At 35.8% G+C, this 17860-nt stretch carries 14 protein-coding genes and 1 riboswitch; of the genes, 12 read left to right on the top strand and 2 right to left on the bottom strand.

Annotation, left to right across the window (positions count from 1 at the left end; genetic code table 11):
* Positions 1-186 precede the first annotated feature (186 nt).
* A complete protein-coding gene (locus tag ACPT9C_RS09665) occupies positions 187-2928 on the bottom strand; it encodes a lactoferrin/transferrin family TonB-dependent receptor (protein ID WP_050948652.1) in 2742 nt (913 codons plus the stop codon).
* 13 nt (positions 2929-2941) lie between these two features.
* A complete protein-coding gene (locus ACPT9C_RS09660) occupies positions 2942-4864 on the bottom strand; it encodes a transferrin-binding protein-like solute binding protein (protein ID WP_050948651.1) in 1923 nt (640 codons plus the stop codon).
* A gap of 97 nt (positions 4865-4961) precedes the next feature.
* On the opposite strand from ACPT9C_RS09660, the gene ACPT9C_RS09655 reads away from it, so the two are divergent.
* The 12 genes from ACPT9C_RS09655 to thiB all read left to right on the top strand — a co-directional run bounded on the left by ACPT9C_RS09655 (position 4962) and on the right by thiB (position 17858).
* Positions 4962-6422: a surface lipoprotein assembly modifier gene (locus ACPT9C_RS09655; protein ID WP_050948650.1), complete on the top strand. Its 1461-nt coding sequence runs from the start codon at positions 4962-4964 to the stop codon at positions 6420-6422.
* 177 nt (positions 6423-6599) lie between these two features.
* Complete coding sequence (gene rpmH / locus ACPT9C_RS09650; protein WP_005539760.1) at positions 6600-6734, top strand: 50S ribosomal protein L34; 135 nt, start codon at positions 6600-6602, stop codon at positions 6732-6734.
* Between the two features lie 12 nt (positions 6735-6746).
* The gene (gene rnpA, locus ACPT9C_RS09645; protein ID WP_005647913.1) at positions 6747-7106 is read left to right on the top strand and encodes a ribonuclease P protein component; all 360 of its coding nucleotides are present in this window, start codon (positions 6747-6749) and stop codon (positions 7104-7106) included.
* Positions 7070-7330 carry a membrane protein insertion efficiency factor YidD gene (gene yidD, locus ACPT9C_RS09640; RefSeq protein ID WP_005659282.1) on the top strand — a complete coding sequence of 87 codons (261 nt, stop codon included), beginning with the start codon at positions 7070-7072 and terminating at the stop codon, positions 7328-7330. The genes rnpA and yidD overlap by 37 nt, the downstream gene beginning before the upstream one ends.
* Positions 7330-8955 carry a membrane protein insertase YidC gene (gene yidC, locus ACPT9C_RS09635; protein WP_050948649.1) on the top strand — a complete coding sequence of 542 codons (1626 nt, stop codon included), beginning with the start codon at positions 7330-7332 and terminating at the stop codon, positions 8953-8955. Before yidD ends, yidC begins: the two co-directional genes overlap by 1 nt.
* A gap of 551 nt (positions 8956-9506) precedes the next feature.
* Entirely contained in the window at positions 9507-10865 is a 1359-nt protein-coding gene (mnmE, locus tag ACPT9C_RS09630) for a tRNA uridine-5-carboxymethylaminomethyl(34) synthesis GTPase MnmE (protein ID WP_050948648.1), read from the top strand.
* A 190-nt stretch (positions 10866-11055) separates the two neighbouring features.
* Positions 11056-12924 carry a SurA N-terminal domain-containing protein gene (locus tag ACPT9C_RS09625; protein ID WP_050948647.1) on the top strand — a complete coding sequence of 623 codons (1869 nt, stop codon included), beginning with the start codon at positions 11056-11058 and terminating at the stop codon, positions 12922-12924.
* An 87-nt stretch (positions 12925-13011) separates the two neighbouring features.
* Complete coding sequence (locus ACPT9C_RS09620; protein WP_050948646.1) at positions 13012-14571, top strand: phosphoethanolamine transferase; 1560 nt, start codon at positions 13012-13014, stop codon at positions 14569-14571.
* A gap of 69 nt (positions 14572-14640) precedes the next feature.
* Positions 14641-15156: a signal peptidase II gene (gene lspA / locus ACPT9C_RS09615; RefSeq protein WP_050948645.1), complete on the top strand. Its 516-nt coding sequence runs from the start codon at positions 14641-14643 to the stop codon at positions 15154-15156.
* Entirely contained in the window at positions 15153-16097 is a 945-nt protein-coding gene (ispH, locus tag ACPT9C_RS09610) for a 4-hydroxy-3-methylbut-2-enyl diphosphate reductase (RefSeq protein ID WP_005659294.1), read from the top strand. The genes lspA and ispH overlap by 4 nt, the downstream gene beginning before the upstream one ends.
* A 168-nt stretch (positions 16098-16265) precedes the next feature.
* A complete protein-coding gene (locus tag ACPT9C_RS09605; protein WP_050948644.1) occupies positions 16266-16613 on the top strand; it encodes a helix-hairpin-helix domain-containing protein in 348 nt (115 codons plus the stop codon).
* 106 nt (positions 16614-16719) lie between these two features.
* Positions 16720-16807: riboswitch (TPP riboswitch) on the top strand.
* Positions 16808-16859: 52 nt separating this feature from the next.
* A complete protein-coding gene (gene thiB, locus ACPT9C_RS09600; RefSeq protein WP_050948643.1) occupies positions 16860-17858 on the top strand; it encodes a thiamine ABC transporter substrate binding subunit in 999 nt (332 codons plus the stop codon).
* Positions 17859-17860 lie beyond the last annotated feature (2 nt).

Below are 17860 nucleotides of genomic sequence, written 5' to 3'. Positions count from 1 at the left end.
AAAAGGATCCTTGTTGTTTTTATTATAAAAGTGCGGTCAAAATTGTCGGAGATTTTACAATAAATGTGTGAAAAGATCTTCTAAAAAATCTAGTGTTGAGTTTTCATTTCATAAGATTATAGAACTGAAAAGAAATGCGCCAGTGCGATATAGATAGCGTGCTTAACCTGTCTGGCGCATTTTAATTTAGAATTTCATTTCTAATGTTAAGGTATAGTTTCGTCCTGATGCTGCGTAGCGAGTATAGTTACCAACATTTTGATGTTGATTGACCGCTCCTTGTGCTGTTTGACGCACCGCTTCCCAAGTGACATAGCGATAGTTTAATAAATTATATACTCCTAATCGGAACAAAATACTTCTATTCACCATGTAATAACCCGATACATCTAAGATATGCCATGCCCGAGTAAGTTTTCTTGTTGATTTTACATTCCTTGAAGTGCTACCCAATGCACGTTGTCCTAGCAATTCATTTTGAGATTTTGCTTTTGATTGAGTAAACATTGTATTAATTCCCCAAGTATTACTTGGATGATCATAGCCTAAACCAATGATATAACGGCTGGGCTGAATGGCATCAAATAAATAACTGCTTACGGAGGCTAAACCAGCATTGATTTTTTGATCTTTAACTTTTACTCGGTTATAAGCAAATGTTGCATACCAACCGTAGGGAATACGTTTCCATAAACCATTAAAATCTAATTGCGCAGTTATATTTACGCCAACTAATTTTGCATTTTGTGCATTATGATATCCATAATTGCCCTTTCCAGTAGTTCCATTTTTACTAAGTTCTTCAGCAAAGGCGATAAGATTTCGATAAGCATTACTAAAATGACTGATCTCAATATTACCAAAATCCCCTTTTAGAGCGAGACCAAACTCTTGGTTACGAGATGTTTCAGGCTTAAATTTACCTACATAAACATCGGTATTATTGCCACCATACCGCCATCCATACATTTCAGCAAAACTAGGATTTCTAAATCCAGTAGAAAGGCGATAAGAAAGATCAAGCCATTCCGTTGGTTTTATGACAATACCAGTATTCCAAGAGAAATTTTTAAATTTACCAACACTAATAGTTGATTCATTAGCTTTTGTACGAGATACGTCATACCGAATACCTACTCCTAAATCAACGTATTTCCCTAATGCCATATTATTGCGTGCTGCGAAATAATAATTTTTGCCTTTAATTAACCGCACTTTACAGTCTCTGTAATTAGAGGAGCTACCTTTATAATTACAAAGATCTCCTCCTACCAACTCTGCTTTTGGTTTCGGGTATAAGTAAGGGGTTGATTCGTAACCATTTCTTGTTTTATTTTTCTCTGAAATACTATTTGCCGTAGCGATAACACGTCGAGTTAAATAATCTTTATGCTGAAGCGCTGAAGTAAAGTCATCAAAACCAAGATTGAAGACAATTTGATGAGTAAGCCAATTTTGTTGAATTTTTTTCTCTAAATTCAATTGCAACATGTTATGTTTTTCTTTATAAACATTTCTATCAGAATGATAGTATGAATAAGGTTTATCAAGTGTTGGGCGACAATTTTTACTTGGATTAGGATAAAGACTGCAATGCGTATGTTGCATATAACTGTCAAGTATGATGTTTTGTTGATTAGCACTTAACACTGCTTTGTCAATGATTCCAGCTTTGTTCTTATTTTCGTAAATATATTCAATACCTACACGCTGTTTTCTATGGTGTTCATCGAAATAAAGCCCACTTGCATATTTAACGCCTCGGCCATCATAAATATGTTGATATGCACCATGATCTTGCATTGGATAAAAAGAACGACTGCTTAAATCCTTGTCTTCTGTTGATCTTAAATAAGCGGGAAATGTCATATCACGGATATCAAATTTTTGTTGTGTTAATTCAAAAATACCACCAATATAGTGTTGTTCAGAAAAATGATAACCTCCTCTTAAAAACCAAGACTGGCTTTCATATTTCATTGGATTAGGTTTGATACGGTTAGCCCCTGTATAATCTGAAACGCTTACGGTTTCTTTTTGGGTGGATAAAATCGCAGGTGGTTTGGGTGAAGTTTTACACTTGTCATAATCACCATTTGGACACTCATCTTGTATCACAAAGTGTGCATTAGTTTTATTATCTGTTTTGGCGATGAATCGCTCATAACTTTGCACGCCTTTTAATGCATCTTTATGGACTTGGGTTTCCTCCGAATTTCGTTGAGTGTAAATGGCTAGCCCTTCAAATCCCCCTTGTTTTCCTGCTACAGCTAAAGAATGGGTAAAGCCTTTATTTTTGCTTGAATAAGCATTTTTAGTTTGAATTCCCCATGATTTGTCTCCTTCTAAGATATCGGCTGCTGATTTGCTTTGAAACGTTACAGAACCAGCTAGTGCTCCATTACCATACTCAGAAGAACTCCCCCCCTTGCTTATTTCGACGGCTTTTACATTTTCATATTCAATTTCATTAATTGCACCAGTGCCAGAATATCCTGAACGAGCAACTAAAGGGCTTTGCACTACATAAGATTGCGTTTGAGGTAAACCATCTACTAATAAAGCAACTCTATTTCTGTCCATACCACGAATAGAATATCCAGAACTTGCACCGCGACCTTGTTCTACAACTGAAATCCCTGGATCATAGCGTGTTAGATCACGAATATTTAATACTTGTTCTCGGCTGATACTTTCACTAGTTTTGATAATTTTGCCAAGTCCAGTTACTTCATTATCTTTACGATCTCTTATTTTTTCTGCAGTGACTGAGATAGTTTCTAATTCTGAATCTTCTGTACTTTGAGTGCCCACTTCAGATGATATAGCTTCTTTTGTATCTTTTATACTTTGAGTTTCTGCTTTTACATAGTGTGAAATTAAAAGACAAGAAATAATACTTAGGCGAAAATAGGATTTTTTAGTCATTTTTAGTATTCCATTATTTGGTTGTTTCTACTTGTTTTTTAGCGCCAAACACAACTGCGGCTCTTGCATTTTCTGAATTGGATGATGAAGATACGGCTGAGGAATTTTTATCTGTAGGATTTTTTCCGTTATAAGTGAAGTATCCTCCTAATTCAGAAGCATTAGGTCCATAAAATGCCCCGTTTACTGTTGTCTTGAAATTGACTTTAGATGTGCCTTGTGTACTTTGGCTATCAATCGCTACATTGTCTGCGTGGGCAGTGCCTTCAAAGTCATTCTTACCATTTTGAAAGGTTGCATCAATACTAAATACGGTATTTCCAGTATCGTGTCGTTTTAATTGGCCTGTTAGCTTTTTATTGGCAAAATCAACATTAAACTCGGCGACAGCATTTTTATCTGTAGCGGAGTAAGATGTTGAACCATCGCCCAGATAACCAAACCAACTACCATGATATTTCACGTTTCCCGTTGCAGGAATTTCTGAGCTGACAGTACGCTGACCTAATAAGAATTGATAATAAGTGTTGGTCGTTGCCGCCGTTTGTTTTTCTTTGTCTTCTTCTTTTTCTTTGTTTTTTTCTTTGTCTTTTTCTTCTTCTTTAAGTGGGTCTTCATAATACATACCAAATTTTACATAGCTTAGATTACTGCAACATGCTTCCACTTTATAGCGTTTATTTCCTACAGTATGGTGCCTACTACTTATGAAATCACCACTATTTTCAGTTTCAGGTAAAAGAGGAATAGGCTGATTGTCAATTAAAAGGTAATCAGCTTCACCAAAACTTGGTATATCTTTCGTCTTAAAGTTTTCTGCATCGGTTATTGCATTGGTTTTTGTATTGGCTGTTGTATTGGCTGTTGCATTGGTTGTGGCATCAGTTCTTTTAAAAGTAATTAGCTTGCCATCAATTAAGGTTTCTCTGCGTAATTTTGAGTTTTCTGGCGTTTCTTTAGCACTAAATACCCCAAAAACTCGGTTATCATCAGCTAAAAATTTACCCCCTAGTTCTTCAGCATTAGGCCCATAAAAACCACCTTCTAATGTTCCCTCGCTGGTAAAGGGATGATCTATAGAATCTTTTTCGGTTGGCTTTACTTTACCTCTGAATCGGTTGCTATACACTTTAGCTTTTAGATCGTAGAGTGTATGTTTTCTATTTTCTGATTTATTAAGCGCTGTTTCCCTTTCATTATAATAAAGTTCTCCAGTGAGCTCTTTCTTACCAAAATCTACACTAAATTCACTTGTTAAGCCCATGTCACCGTTTTCTAAATTATAGATATCTTCTGAAATAGCGCTGCGTCTGGAATAAGCTTGACCGATAGAATTACTGAACAAAGAATACTTTGTGCCATTTTTAGTTGCAGTGATGAAGCTCCAAGTTCCTTTATACGTTGCTACACCGTCTACTGGCAATTTTGTTGCAGTCTTATTACCATAATAAAACGCATAACCATAATAGCCAATATAAGCTTTTTGCTCTTCTTTTTTCGAAAAATCACGCCAACTATCGATATAATACAACCCAGAATAAACGTATTTTTGTGAATTAGAATCTTGTGATTCTTCATTAGGTTCATCAATCCGCCCAATTGGATTTTTATATATGTTCTGTTCTTTTTTAACTTTTTCAACATCCTCTTTAATCGTTGAAAGTGAGGAAAATATCATATAGCCATCTTCATTTAAGGGACTAGGTTCTCTCTTACCAAGAATATTCTGAGCCACTAACTTCATTCCTCCTCCTAAAGAAGGAATGGACAAATTTTCCAATTTAGATTTTGTTCTTGAACTTGAAGTATCGTCTTGATAACGTGGTTTAGAAGAGGAGGGATTAGAGACGTCATCTACATCAAAAGAACCACCTCCCCCGCTACAAGCACTTAATAAAAGGGAAAGTCCACCAGAGATAAGAGAAACAGATTTCATAGAATTATATACCTATACAAAATTGATAATAATTTGCATTATCGATCTTTTTTTTTAATAATGTCAAGTCAGAGTTTTTTAAGTTCATGGATAAAATATGAAAAATGGCGTAAAACAAATTTCTTTCTTATCATTAATAGGCTTATCATTAATAGGCTTATCATTAACGAATGTAGCTTGGGCAGATGTTGCACGTCCTAAAAATGATACATTGACAAATACGATTCAAAGTGCGGAATTAAAAACCTCCTCTTTTTCTTCTATGCCTAAGAAAGAAATACCAAATAGGCATATTATTTCTCTTTCCAAAAGCCAATTAGCACAACATCCAAGACTTGTTTTGCGTGGGTTAATTCCTGCTTTATATCAAAATAACACTCAGGCAGTTCAACTGTTATTACCACTATATAAACAATTTCCTCAACAAGATAATTTCTTGCTAACTTGGGCAAAGGCTATTGAAGCTCGTGAACAAGGTGATTTAACTCAATCTATTGCTTATTATCGTGAATTATTCGCTCGAAACGCATCTTTACTACCTTTACGTTATCAATTAGCTCAAGCTCTATTTTTTAACTATGAAAATGAAGCTGCCAAAATTCAATTTGAAAAATTACGTACAGAGGTAGATGATGAAAAATTTTTAGGTGTTATTGATCAGTATCTTTTAACACTAAATCAGCGGAATCAATGGATATGGCAAGTAGGATTAAATTTTTTAAATGATGATAATTTGAATAACGCTCCAAAAAGTGGCACAAAAATTGGTAATTGGACCGCTTGGGAAAAAGAAAGTGGGAAGGGGGTAGGGTATTCTTTATCGGTAGAAAAAAAATGGCCATGGGCAGATCATTTTTTTAGTAAAACTATGTTTAATGGAAATGGAAAATATTATTGGGATAATAAAAAATACAATGAGGCTACTTTGCGTATAGGTGGTGGTTTAGGTTATCAAACCGCCTCAGTTGAAGTCTCGTTGTTTCCTTTTCAAGAAAAGCGTTGGTATGCAGGCGGTAGCTCTGGAACGAATACAATGAAGCAATATGCGGATAAATTGGGTATTCGTTTAGAAATGGTAGATTGGCTAAGTAAAACTTGGCAAATTTCTACCGCACTTGAGTATGGAAAATCTCGTTATAAAATCCGAAAACATTTAGATGGTAATTATTATTTCATTTCATCAACACTATTTTATTTACCTAAAAGCACCCAATTTTGGTTTGCTGGCATGGATTTTCATAGAGAAAATACACAAGCATTAGATAATGCTTATCAACAAAAGACATTGAGACTTGGTTGGGGGCAGGATTGGTCTTATGGTATTTCATCACGTCTTACTTTTAGTTATGCCAATCGAGTATATAGAGAGAAAGATTTGATTGGGATACAGCAAAAAAATCGTGAATACACAACCACAATTACTTTATGGCATCGAAATATACATTTTATGGGGCTAACACCCAAATTATCGTGGGATTATCAAAAATCCACTAGTAATCATGCTTTTTATCGTTATGATAAAAATAGAATTTATCTCGAAATTGGAAAAATATTTTAAGGTTGTAAACTAACCTATTGAGTTATCTCTAACATTATCAAATGTGCATACACTATATTTTTAATATTAGTTTGAAATTTTTTAAAAAATTTCCGTTTCTTATTTGACGAACGCGCATTTTATGACTAGAATTGCGCTCTATTTTATTCACTCTTAATTGTATTTAGGTAAATTAAAATGAAACGTACATTTCAACCTTCTGTATTAAAACGTAGTCGTACTCACGGTTTCCGTGCTCGTATGGCAACTAAAAATGGCCGTCAAGTTTTAGCGCGTCGCCGTGCTAAAGGTCGTAAAAGTTTATCTGCATAATCACAATTCTTAGTGGTTAAGCTAAACTTTTCAAGGGAGTTACGTTTATTAACTCCCATTCAATTCAAAAATGTTTTCGAACAGCCATTCAGAGCTAGTACTCCCGAAATTACAATCCTTGCTAGAAAAAATAATCTTGAACATCCGCGTTTAGGTTTGACCGTTGCTAAAAAACATTTAAAACGCGCCCACGAGCGTAATCGAATTAAACGCTTAGTACGAGAAAGTTTTCGTTTATCACAGCATCGTTTGCCTGCTTATGATTTTGTTTTTGTAGCTAAAAATGGTATTGGAAAACTCGACAATAATACATTTGCACAAATACTCGAAAAATTATGGCAGAGACACATTCGTTTGGCACAAAAATCTTAATTAAGATTATCCGTCTTTATCAAATTATGATTAGTCCGTTTATTGGGGCTCGTTGTCGGTTTGTGCCTACTTGTTCTTGCTATGGTATTGAAGCATTAAAAACACACGGATTATTAAAAGGTGGTTGGCTTACGCTGAAACGTGTATTAAAATGCCATCCTTTAAACGCAGGTGGATTCGATCCTGTTCCACCAAAAACCAATAATAATGATGAGAAAAAATAATGGACTCAAGACGTAGCCTATTAGTGCTTGCACTGATTTTTATTTCTTTCCTTGTTTATCAGCAATGGCAGTTGGATAAAAATCCACCTGTGCAAACTGAACAAACAACTTCAATAACTGCCACTTCTGACGTTCCGGCAAGTTCCCCTTCTAATTCACAAGCCATAGCTGATTCTCAAACTCGTGGTCGTATTATTACTCTTGAAAACGATGTGTTCCGTTTGAAAATTGATACATTGGGTGGCGATGTAATTAGCTCTGAATTATTAAAATATGATGCAGAATTGGATTCAAAAACACCGTTTGAATTATTAAAAGATACTAAAGAGCATATTTATATTGCGCAAAGTGGTTTAATTGGTAAAAACGGTATTGATACTCGTTCTGGTCGTGCGCAATATCAAATTGAAGGCGATAATTTTAAATTAGCAGAGGGTCAAGAATCTCTTTCTATACCTCTTCTTTTTGAAAAAGATGGCGTAACTTATCAAAAAATCTTCGTATTAAAACGTGGTAGCTACGATTTAGGCGTAGATTACAAGATTGATAACCAAAGTGGTCAAGCCATTGAAGTTGAGCCTTATGGTCAATTGAAACATTCTATTGTTGAAAGCTCTGGTAATGTTGCAATGCCTACTTATACTGGCGGTGCATATTCTTCTTCAGAAACTAACTATAAAAAATATAGTTTTGCTGATATGCAAGATAATAATCTTTCTATTGATACTAAAGCTGGTTGGGTTGCAGTGTTACAACATTATTTCGTTTCTGCGTGGATCCCAAATCAAGATGTAAATAATCAACTTTACACAATTACAGATAGTAAAAATAATGTTGCATCAATTGGTTATCGTGGTCCTGTTGTCACTATTCCTGCTGGTAGCCAAGAGACGATTACAAGTTCATTGTGGACTGGTCCTAAACTTCAAAATCAAATGGCAACTGTCGCAAATAATTTAGATTTAACTGTTGATTATGGTTGGGCTTGGTTTATTGCTAAACCGTTATTCTGGTTATTAACCTTTATTCAAGGGATTGTGTCTAACTGGGGTTTAGCGATTATCTGTGTAACAATTGTAGTGAAAGCAATTTTGTATCCTCTTACGAAAGCACAATATACTTCAATGGCTAAAATGCGTATGTTGCAACCGAAAATTCAAGAAATGCGTGAGCGTTTTGGAGATGATCGCCAACGTATGAGCCAAGAAATGATGAAGCTTTATAAAGAGGAAAAAGTAAATCCACTTGGTGGTTGTTTGCCAATTCTTCTTCAAATGCCAATTTTCATCGCATTATACTGGACGTTCTTAGAAGCCGTTGAATTACGTCATGCACCATTCTTTGGTTGGATCCAAGACTTATCGGCACAAGATCCTTATTACATTTTCCCTATTTTAATGGGTATCTCAATGTTCTTGTTGCAAAAAATGTCTCCAACACCAGTAACTGACCCAACACAACAAAAAGTAATGAATTTTATGCCATTAGTTTTTATGTTCTTTTTCTTGTGGTTCCCTGCAGGTTTAGTGTTGTATTGGTTAGTTTCCAACTTAATTACAATCGCCCAACAGCAATTAATTTATCGTGGTTTAGAGAAAAAAGGGTTGCATTCTCGTAAGAAATAGTCACGAACAGGCAAAAAGAAAGGCACAGAATGTGCCTTTCTTTATTTTACTGCCGTGGGTATACCTACCCTAGGTAGTGTGTACCTACCCTAGGTAGTAGTGTACCTACCCTAAGCAATCAACCGTGGGTAAGTATACCCACGGTTAATTATAGTAATAGTAGTTCCCCTCTGGGGAACGTCAAGCTCTACCCAAAGGGGTAGCACTGGGATAAACCTAGGGTATACCTACCCTAGGCAATCAACCGTGGGTAAGTATACCCACGGTTGATTATAGTAATAATAGTTGCCCTTTGGGGAACATTAAGCTCTACCCCAAAGGGGTAGCACTGGGATAAACCTAGGGTATACCTAGGGTATACCTACCCTAAGTAGTAGTGTACCTACCCTAGGCAATCAACCGTGGGTAAGTATACCCACGGTTAATTATAGTAATAATAGTTCCCCTCTGGGGAACGTCAAGCTCTACCCCAAAGGGGTAGCACTGGGATAAACCTAGGGTATACTTACCCTAGGTAATATCATATTTCCCCAGACAATAATAGGTTTTATATGAAAGAAACAATCGTTGCTCAAGCTACTGCGCCAGGTCGTGGTGGTATTGGGATTTTAAGAGTCTCTGGACCTTTAGCAACAGAAGTTGCTCAAGCTATATTAGGTAAATGCCCTAAGCCAAGAATGGCAGATTATCTTCCTTTTAAAGATGCTGATGGCACTATTTTAGATCAAGGGATTGCGCTTTATTTCAAATCGCCAAATTCATTTACTGGTGAAGATGTATTGGAATTGCAAGGTCACGGTGGGCAGGTTGTATTAGATTTATTACTCAAACGTATTTTACAAATTGACGGAATCCGTTTGGCGAGACCAGGCGAGTTTTCTGAACAAGCTTTTTTGAATGATAAATTTGATCTTGCCCAAGCAGAGGCCATTGCAGATTTAATTGATGCAACATCAGAACAAGCGGCACGCTCAGCATTGAAATCCTTACAAGGCGAGTTTTCTAAAAAAGTAAATGAATTGGTTGATTCTGTGATTTATTTACGTACTTATGTGGAAGCAAGCATTGATTTTCCTGATGAGGAAATTGATTTCTTGGCGGATGGAAAAATTGAAGCAAACTTACGTGGTATTATTAATCAGCTAGAAAATGTTCGTTCTGAAGCTAAACAAGGTTCTATTTTACGTGAAGGTATGAAAGTCGTGATTGCCGGTCGTCCGAATGCAGGCAAATCGAGTTTGCTTAATGCACTTGCTGGTCGCGAAGCGGCTATCGTTACGGATATTGCAGGTACAACCCGTGATGTATTGCGTGAGCATATTCATATTGATGGTATGCCATTGCATATTATTGATACCGCAGGTCTTCGAGATGCAACCGATGAAGTGGAGCGAATTGGGATTTCTCGTGCTTGGACAGAGATTGAGCAAGCCGATCGTATTATTTTGATGTTAGATAGTAGCGATCCTGAAAGTGTAGATTTAACCAAAGTGCGGTCAGAATTTTTAGCAAAATTACCCTCAACCTTGCCAGTTACTATTGTTAGAAACAAAATTGATTTAAATGGCGAACAAGCAAGTGAAAGCGAACAGGGTGGTTATCAAATTATTAGTCTTTCTGCTCAAACGCATGATGGTGTAAAACTTTTACGTGAGCATTTGAAACAAGCAATGGGTTTTCAAACAGGTATCGAAGGGGGATTTTTAGCTCGTCGTCGTCATTTAGATGCACTTGAGAAAGCCGCAGAGCATTTACAAATCGGTTTGGTTCAACTTACTGAATTTCACGCGGGAGAACTTTTAGCGGAAGAATTACGCTTAGTTCAAAGCTATTTAAGTGAAATTACGGGTCAATTCACATCTGATGATTTACTCGGTAATATTTTTAGCTCTTTCTGCATTGGAAAATAGGAAGGATAAAGTGCGGTCATTTTCTTGGGCAAAAATTCAAATCAAAAGCGGCAATATTTGGTAGGGTCTTGTTGACAGAAATTAGTATTAGCTTGCTTTACGAACTAGGTGTTTTCACTTTTTAAGATGCTAATTTTTTACGTTTAGATTATAATCGGGAAAATTTTATATTTATAACAAGGGTTATAGAATGTTAATTGAAAAAATGCACAATTTAACAAACTCAAAGATTTCTAAATTTATCTTAGGTTTGATTACTGTATCGTTTTTAGTTGGTGGAATGTCTGGCTATCTTTTTAGCTCAAATGATACTTATGCGGCAAAAGTGAACGGCGAAGTGATTTCTCAACAAGATTTTTTAAATCGCTATAATCAAGAATTTGAAATACGCGCACAACGTGAGGGAGAGGCGTTTATGGGTCAGTCCGATTCTCCTGAATTTGTTACCGCACTTCGTCAAAACATCGTTAATCTAATGATTGATCAAGAATTACTTCGCCAATATGTTAAAGAATTAAAATTAGGCGTGAGTGATGAAATGATTAAACGTGCAATCGTGACTGATCCTAATTTTCAAGTAAAGGGTAAATTTGATAATTCTGTTTATCAACGAATATTACAACAAAATCATTTAACGTCAGATGGTTACGCTTCAATTTTACGTGCTTCGTTACCTCTTGAACAAATACAAAATGGCGTTGCTAACAGTGAATTTATTGTTCCTGCTCAAGTAAAAAATAGTGCAGAAATTTTCTTTCAAAAGCGTTTAGCTCGTTTAGCAACTTTATCTCTTGCAGATGAAATGGCAAAACAATCAGTATCTGATGATGAAATCAAAACTTATTATGAAGCTAATCAAAAATCTTTTGTTCAGCCAGAGCAGGTTAAAGTTCAGTATATTGATCTTTCTGCAGATAACATAAGTAAAAATCTTCAAGTTACAGATATAGAAATTGCACAATATTATCAAGATAATAAAGCACAATTTATGACTCAGCGTTTAGCACATATTCAATTTGCAAATGAACAAGATGCGAAAGTGGCTTATGAGGAATTACAGAAAGGGGCAAATTTCGCTGATGTCGCTAAAACGAAATCTTTGGATAAAATTTCTGGCGAGAATGGCGGGGATTTAGGCTGGGTAAATGCGAATGAATTACCAAAAGCCTTTGAAGATGCCGCAGCTGCATTGCAGGTAGGGCAATATAGCCAACCAATCAATGTGGACGGCAATTACCATATTGTGTTAGTACAAGAACGTAAAGCGCAAAGTTTAGAGAATGTGAAAGCTCAAATTGCAGATTTAGTTCGTAAATCTTTGATGGAGAGTCGTTATTTTTCTTTAGAAAAACAAGCGAGTGATAAGGCTTTTGAAGACAGTAAGTCTCTTAATACTGCAGCACAAGCAGCAGGTGTTAAGGTTCAAGAGAGCGGATATTTTTCTCGTCAAAATGTGCCAGCTGGATTAAATTTCCCTAATGTTATTTACACAATATTTGAATCAGATACTACGAATGTTGGTATGAATTCTGAACCAATTAATGTAGGCGATTATCACACAATTATTGTACGTGTGTTAGATCGCAAAGCAGAGGGCGTAAAAAGTTTAGAAGAGGCTAAAATAGATATTGAAACTTTCTTAAAACGTCAGAAAGCTGAGAATGTGCTTAATGAAAAAGCACAACAAGCAGTGAAAAAATTAAGTGAAAACCCTGAATCAAAAATAGATGGCATTAATTTCTCAAGTGAGCAGACTTTTACGTTAAGTGAAAATAAAGATCCTATTTTAACAAATGGTATATTTTCAATTGCTAAACCAAAATCAAATGAAGCTCTTTATCAAGTGGTGCATAATTCAAATGGCGATGTGGTTGTTGTTGCCTTGAATAAGGTTGAACAAAGCAGTTTAAGTGAAAAAGAATTGTCGCAATTTGGTATGCAATTATTGCGTAGTCATCAATCTGAATTACAACTTCAGTTAATACAGGGATTACGTGAGAGAGCGAAAATTGAGGTAAATGACTCTTTCATCAATCAAGATGATGAAGTGCAACAATAACAGGTTAAATGATAATTTGAGATAAATTTTGCTCAAAAGTGCGGTAAATTTCACCGCACTTTTTTACTTTTGTGCAAAAGGAAGTTAATGATGTTCGGGAAAAAAATAATTCATTCCAAAACAATATGGTTTTATTTTTTATTGTTTCTCTTTTCCATATTTACCAATATGGGATTAGGCAATGTATTAAGTGAGAATATTCCCGTTTCAGATTACGCAATTTTATTTGTTATCACGGCGATTTCTTTTTATTTTACCCCTTGGCTTGGGCGAATATTAATTACTGTATTATTCCTCAGTGCGCTATTTTATTGCTCTGCTGGTTTTTTCTATGGAATTCCATCTTTGGGGATTATCGCTTCTGTTTATGAAACGAATATTAATGAAACCTTAGAATATTACACAACCATTCCTTTTTGGATATTTTTATTTCAAGTTAGTTATATCATTTTATTTGTTGCTTTAATGAAATTAAGTTTTTATGTTAAACAACAAGCATTTAAATGGCTAAATATGGTTGTTATCAGCCTATTATTAGTTTTTTCTTATAATCAATTTTCTAATTGGAACTACGCCTATAAATTCCGTTTTTATCCCGTTCTTTTTTATTCTGAATTTGATCGAATGAATGATCTGTATTTAGAACAACGAGATTTTCTAAATCAATCCGTTAATGCGCCGTCTCAATGGGATATTCAATCTTTTACGCCAAAATATAAAAATTATATTTTAATTATTGGTGAAAGTATGCGAAAAGATTATATGTCGTTATATGGCTTTCCACTGAAAACTACGCCATTTTTAGAGCGTGTGAAAGGCACAGTTTTTGAAAATTATTATTCTGCAGCACCGAATACGCAACCGTCTTTACAACACACCCTATATCGAGCAGAAAAAGGGGAAACGGTTTATACGGATAATATTATTTCTTTAGCCAAAAAAGCGGGCGTGAAAACTTATTGGATTTCTAATCAAGGCAAAATTGGGGAATTTGATACGATGGCCTCTCGTATTGGTCAAAGTGCAGATGAAACGATTTTTATGAAGCCGTTAGGTTATAACTCTAAAAAAGTTTATGACGATGAAATGTTGCCTGTATTAGATAAAGCCTTAAAAGAAAATATTACGAATCCAAAATTAATTGTGATTCATTTAATGGGCTCACATCCAGCCTTTTGTGAGCGTCTTCCGTACGAGGTTAAAAATTATTTTATTAATCAATCTATGTCTTGTTATTTAGAATCGATTAAATATACGGATCAGTTTTTAGAAAAATTAAATTCGCAGTTAGTATCGCAAAATGAACCCTATTCGGTGATTTACTTTTCTGATCATGGGCTTGCTCATTATGAGGATTCTGAAGGTTTATCATTGCATCCAAATAATCTTTATAAACAAAATTATGAAATTCCTTTCGTTATGTTTTCGAGTGATAGTAAAAAGCTAGAAAAAATAAAAATGCCACAATCGGCATTTAATTTTGTTTATGGTTTTGCTGATTGGATGGGAATTAAGGAAAAACATTTACAAGGCGTGGATTTCTTCCATCCTGAAAAACAGGAAATTAAGGTATTTGATTGGAATAACGTTGTAAATGTTAAAGAGTTGGCTGATGATCCAGCAAAATTACCAGAAGCCGTTCAGTAAATGAGATCGTGCTTTATCATTTATCGGCTTGTGCTAGAATGAGCGGAATTTTTTTAAAAGGGAAATAGTATGTCCAAAAAATCAGGGCTTTCGTTTTTATGGTTAAGTGCGGTCGCTTTTGTGGTTGATTTGCTCACTAAATACATTGTGGTACAAAAATTTGATTTGTATGAAAGTGTTAATGTGCTGCCTGTTTTTAACCTGACTTATGTTCGCAATTATGGCGCAGCATTTAGTTTCTTGGCAGATCATAGTGGCTGGCAACAATATTTCTTTATTTTGTTGGCATTGGCTATTTCAGGCATGTTGGTTTATTTTTTAGCAAAAAATAATGCCGAACAAAAAATCCAAAATTCTGCTTATGCACTGATTATTGGTGGTGCATTAGCGAATATGGCAGATCGCGCTTACAATGGTTTCGTCGTGGATTTCTTTGATTTCTATTGGGATATTTATCATTATCCAGTGTTTAATATCGCCGATATTGCCATTTGTATTGGTGCAGGGTTGTTAGCATTGGATGCGTTTAAGAGCGAAAAGAAAAAAGTACAAGATAAACAAGTAGAAAAGTGCGGTCAGAAATGAAGATAATTTTAGCCAATCCACGAGGATTCTGTGCCGGTGTAGACCGTGCTATTAGTATTGTTGAACTCGCCTTAGAAATTCATGGCGCACCGATTTATGTTCGTCATGAAGTGGTGCATAACCGATTTGTTGTGAACGGATTGCGTGATCGTGGTGCGATCTTCGTGGAAGAATTAAGCGAGGTACCTGATGGTGCGATCGTGATTTTTTCTGCGCACGGTGTATCTCAAGCCGTTCGACAAGAAGCGAAAGACCGCAATCTCAAAGTATTTGATGCAACCTGTCCTTTGGTGACCAAAGTGCATATGCAAGTTGCTCGTGCAAGTCGAAAGGGAACAAAAGCGATTTTGATTGGACATAAAGGACACCCTGAAGTTGAAGGCACAATGGGGCAGTATAGTAATGAAGATGGCGGAATTTTCTTGATTGAAAAAGTAGAAGATATTGCACGTTTGCCAATGCAAGACAATGATGATTTAACCTTTATGACGCAAACCACTTTATCGCTAGATGATACAGCAGAAACTATTGCTGCATTAAAGGAAAAATATCCCGCTATTCAAGGGCCACATAAAAACGATATTTGTTATGCGACAACCAATCGTCAAGAAGCGGTGCGAGAATTGGCTAAATTATCAGATTTAGTGTTGGTTGTGGGGTCTAAAAACTCATCAAATTCAAATCGTTTAGCTGAATTGGCGTCTCGAATGGGGATTAAATCACAGCTTCTTGATGATCCTTCCGATATTCAAGATGATTGGTTTAATGATGTAAAAACCATAGGGATTACAGCTGGCGCGTCTGCACCCGAAGAATTAGTTCAATCGATTATTTCCCGCTTAAAAGAGTTTGGTGCGGATACTATAGAAGAGCTGCAAGGTTTAGAAGAAAATATGTTCTTTGAGGTGCCAAAAGAGCTGAGAATAAAAGAAGTTAATTAATATTAAGGGCTTGTCGTAAATGATAAGCCCTTTGTTTTTTCATTCAAATTAAGAATTTTTGCGATCGAGATCGCAAAAGTGCGGTCAGTTTCTTGAGGGTTTTTGCAAGGCAGGAAAAAATAGGTGTGTTGATTGTTGATCAACGATTCATATTATAAGGAAACCTCTATGAAATTAATGAAAACATTATTCACTTCGGTTGTATTGTGTGGGTCACTTGCAGCTGGTTCCACTTTTGCTGAAAACAAGGTGGTTGAGCAAACAACTCAAGCTGTTGTGACCACTCAAACGGATTCACAAGTAGCACCAGCTATGATGGGAGATAAATTGAATATTAACATAGCAACTGCCAGTGAAATTCAAAAATCCCTAACTGGCATTGGTGCGAAAAAAGCGGAAGCTATTGTGCAATATCGTGAAAAACACGGTAATTTTACTAATGTAGAACAGCTTTTAGAAGTACAAGGAATTGGCAAAGCAACACTAGAGAAAAATCGTGATCGTATAATCTTTTAATTTTCTAACCTCCAATGAATGCCCTGTTTCACAGGGCTTTTTTATTCTTTACACACAGAATACATTAAAAAGCCGTTGGCAACTTGAGTAAATTTTAATACACTAGCAAGCCTAGTCGGGGTGCAATACGCTGAGATCATACCCGTGAACCTGAAACAGTTAATACTGACGTAGGAAACTAGGAATATAGCCTTATCTCCTTTTCGTCATTATTGCTGCCTTTTAATCATAAATAAGGATGTAATAATGAACCTTCTTAAATTAACCTTAATTTCTACCGCACTTTTTTCCACTGCAGCATTAGCACAATCACAGCAAAGTGTGAACGTATATAGCTACGATTCTTTCACTTCTGAATGGGGTGCGGGGCCAAAAGTAAAACAAGATTTTGAAAAAGCCCATCCACAATGTGCGATTAATTTTACGCCTTTTGAAAGCGGTGGTGTGTTACTTAACCGTGTTCGTTTGGAAGGGAAGAAAACCAAAGCGGATATTGTGCTAGGTTTAGATAACTTTGTTTTAGAACAAGCTGAAAAAACAGGTATTTTTGCACCAAATAACGTGGATTTAACTCCGCTTGATTTACCAACAAAATGGACAAATAAGACCTTCTTGCCTTTCGACTTCGGTAACTATGCTTTTGTGTATGATAAAACCAAATTACAAAACCCACCGAAAAGTTTGAAAGAATTGGTTGAACGCCAAGATCTTCGTGTGATTTATCAAGATCCTCGCACCAGCAGTGTGGGACGTGGTTTATTGGTTTGGATGAATGTAATTTATCCTGAAGATAAAATTCAATCTGCTTGGAAAAATTTAGATAAGCATACGGTAACAGTGGGTAAAGGCTGGTCAGATACTTACGGTGCATTCTTAAAAGGCGAAGCGGATTTAGTATTAAGTTACAGCACATCGCCACTTTATCATCAACTTTTTGAGAAAAAAGATAATTATGCGGCGACAGATTTTGCGGAAGGGCATATTACTCAAGTAGAATTAGCGGCAAGAGTTGCCAACCATCCAAATCAATGTGCGGATGATTTTATGGCATTTTTAATTTCGCCTACAGCACAAAAACATATTGTGACAGCCAATATTATGTTGCCAGTTATTCAAGGCGAAATTGAACCGCACTTTGATGCGCTTAAAGTTCAACAAAAAATGCAAACACCAATTAATCCAACAGTGAATCCTGAGCAGTTAAAAAATTGGATCAGCACTTGGCAAACTACATTAACAAAATAATT

Source organism: Haemophilus sp. HN_Hi16 (genome assembly GCF_049823435.1).
Lineage (GTDB): Bacteria > Pseudomonadota > Gammaproteobacteria > Enterobacterales > Pasteurellaceae > Haemophilus > Haemophilus influenzae_D.
The sequence above is the reverse complement of the archived record's forward strand: the minus strand, read 5'-3'. Positions and strand labels throughout refer to the sequence as shown.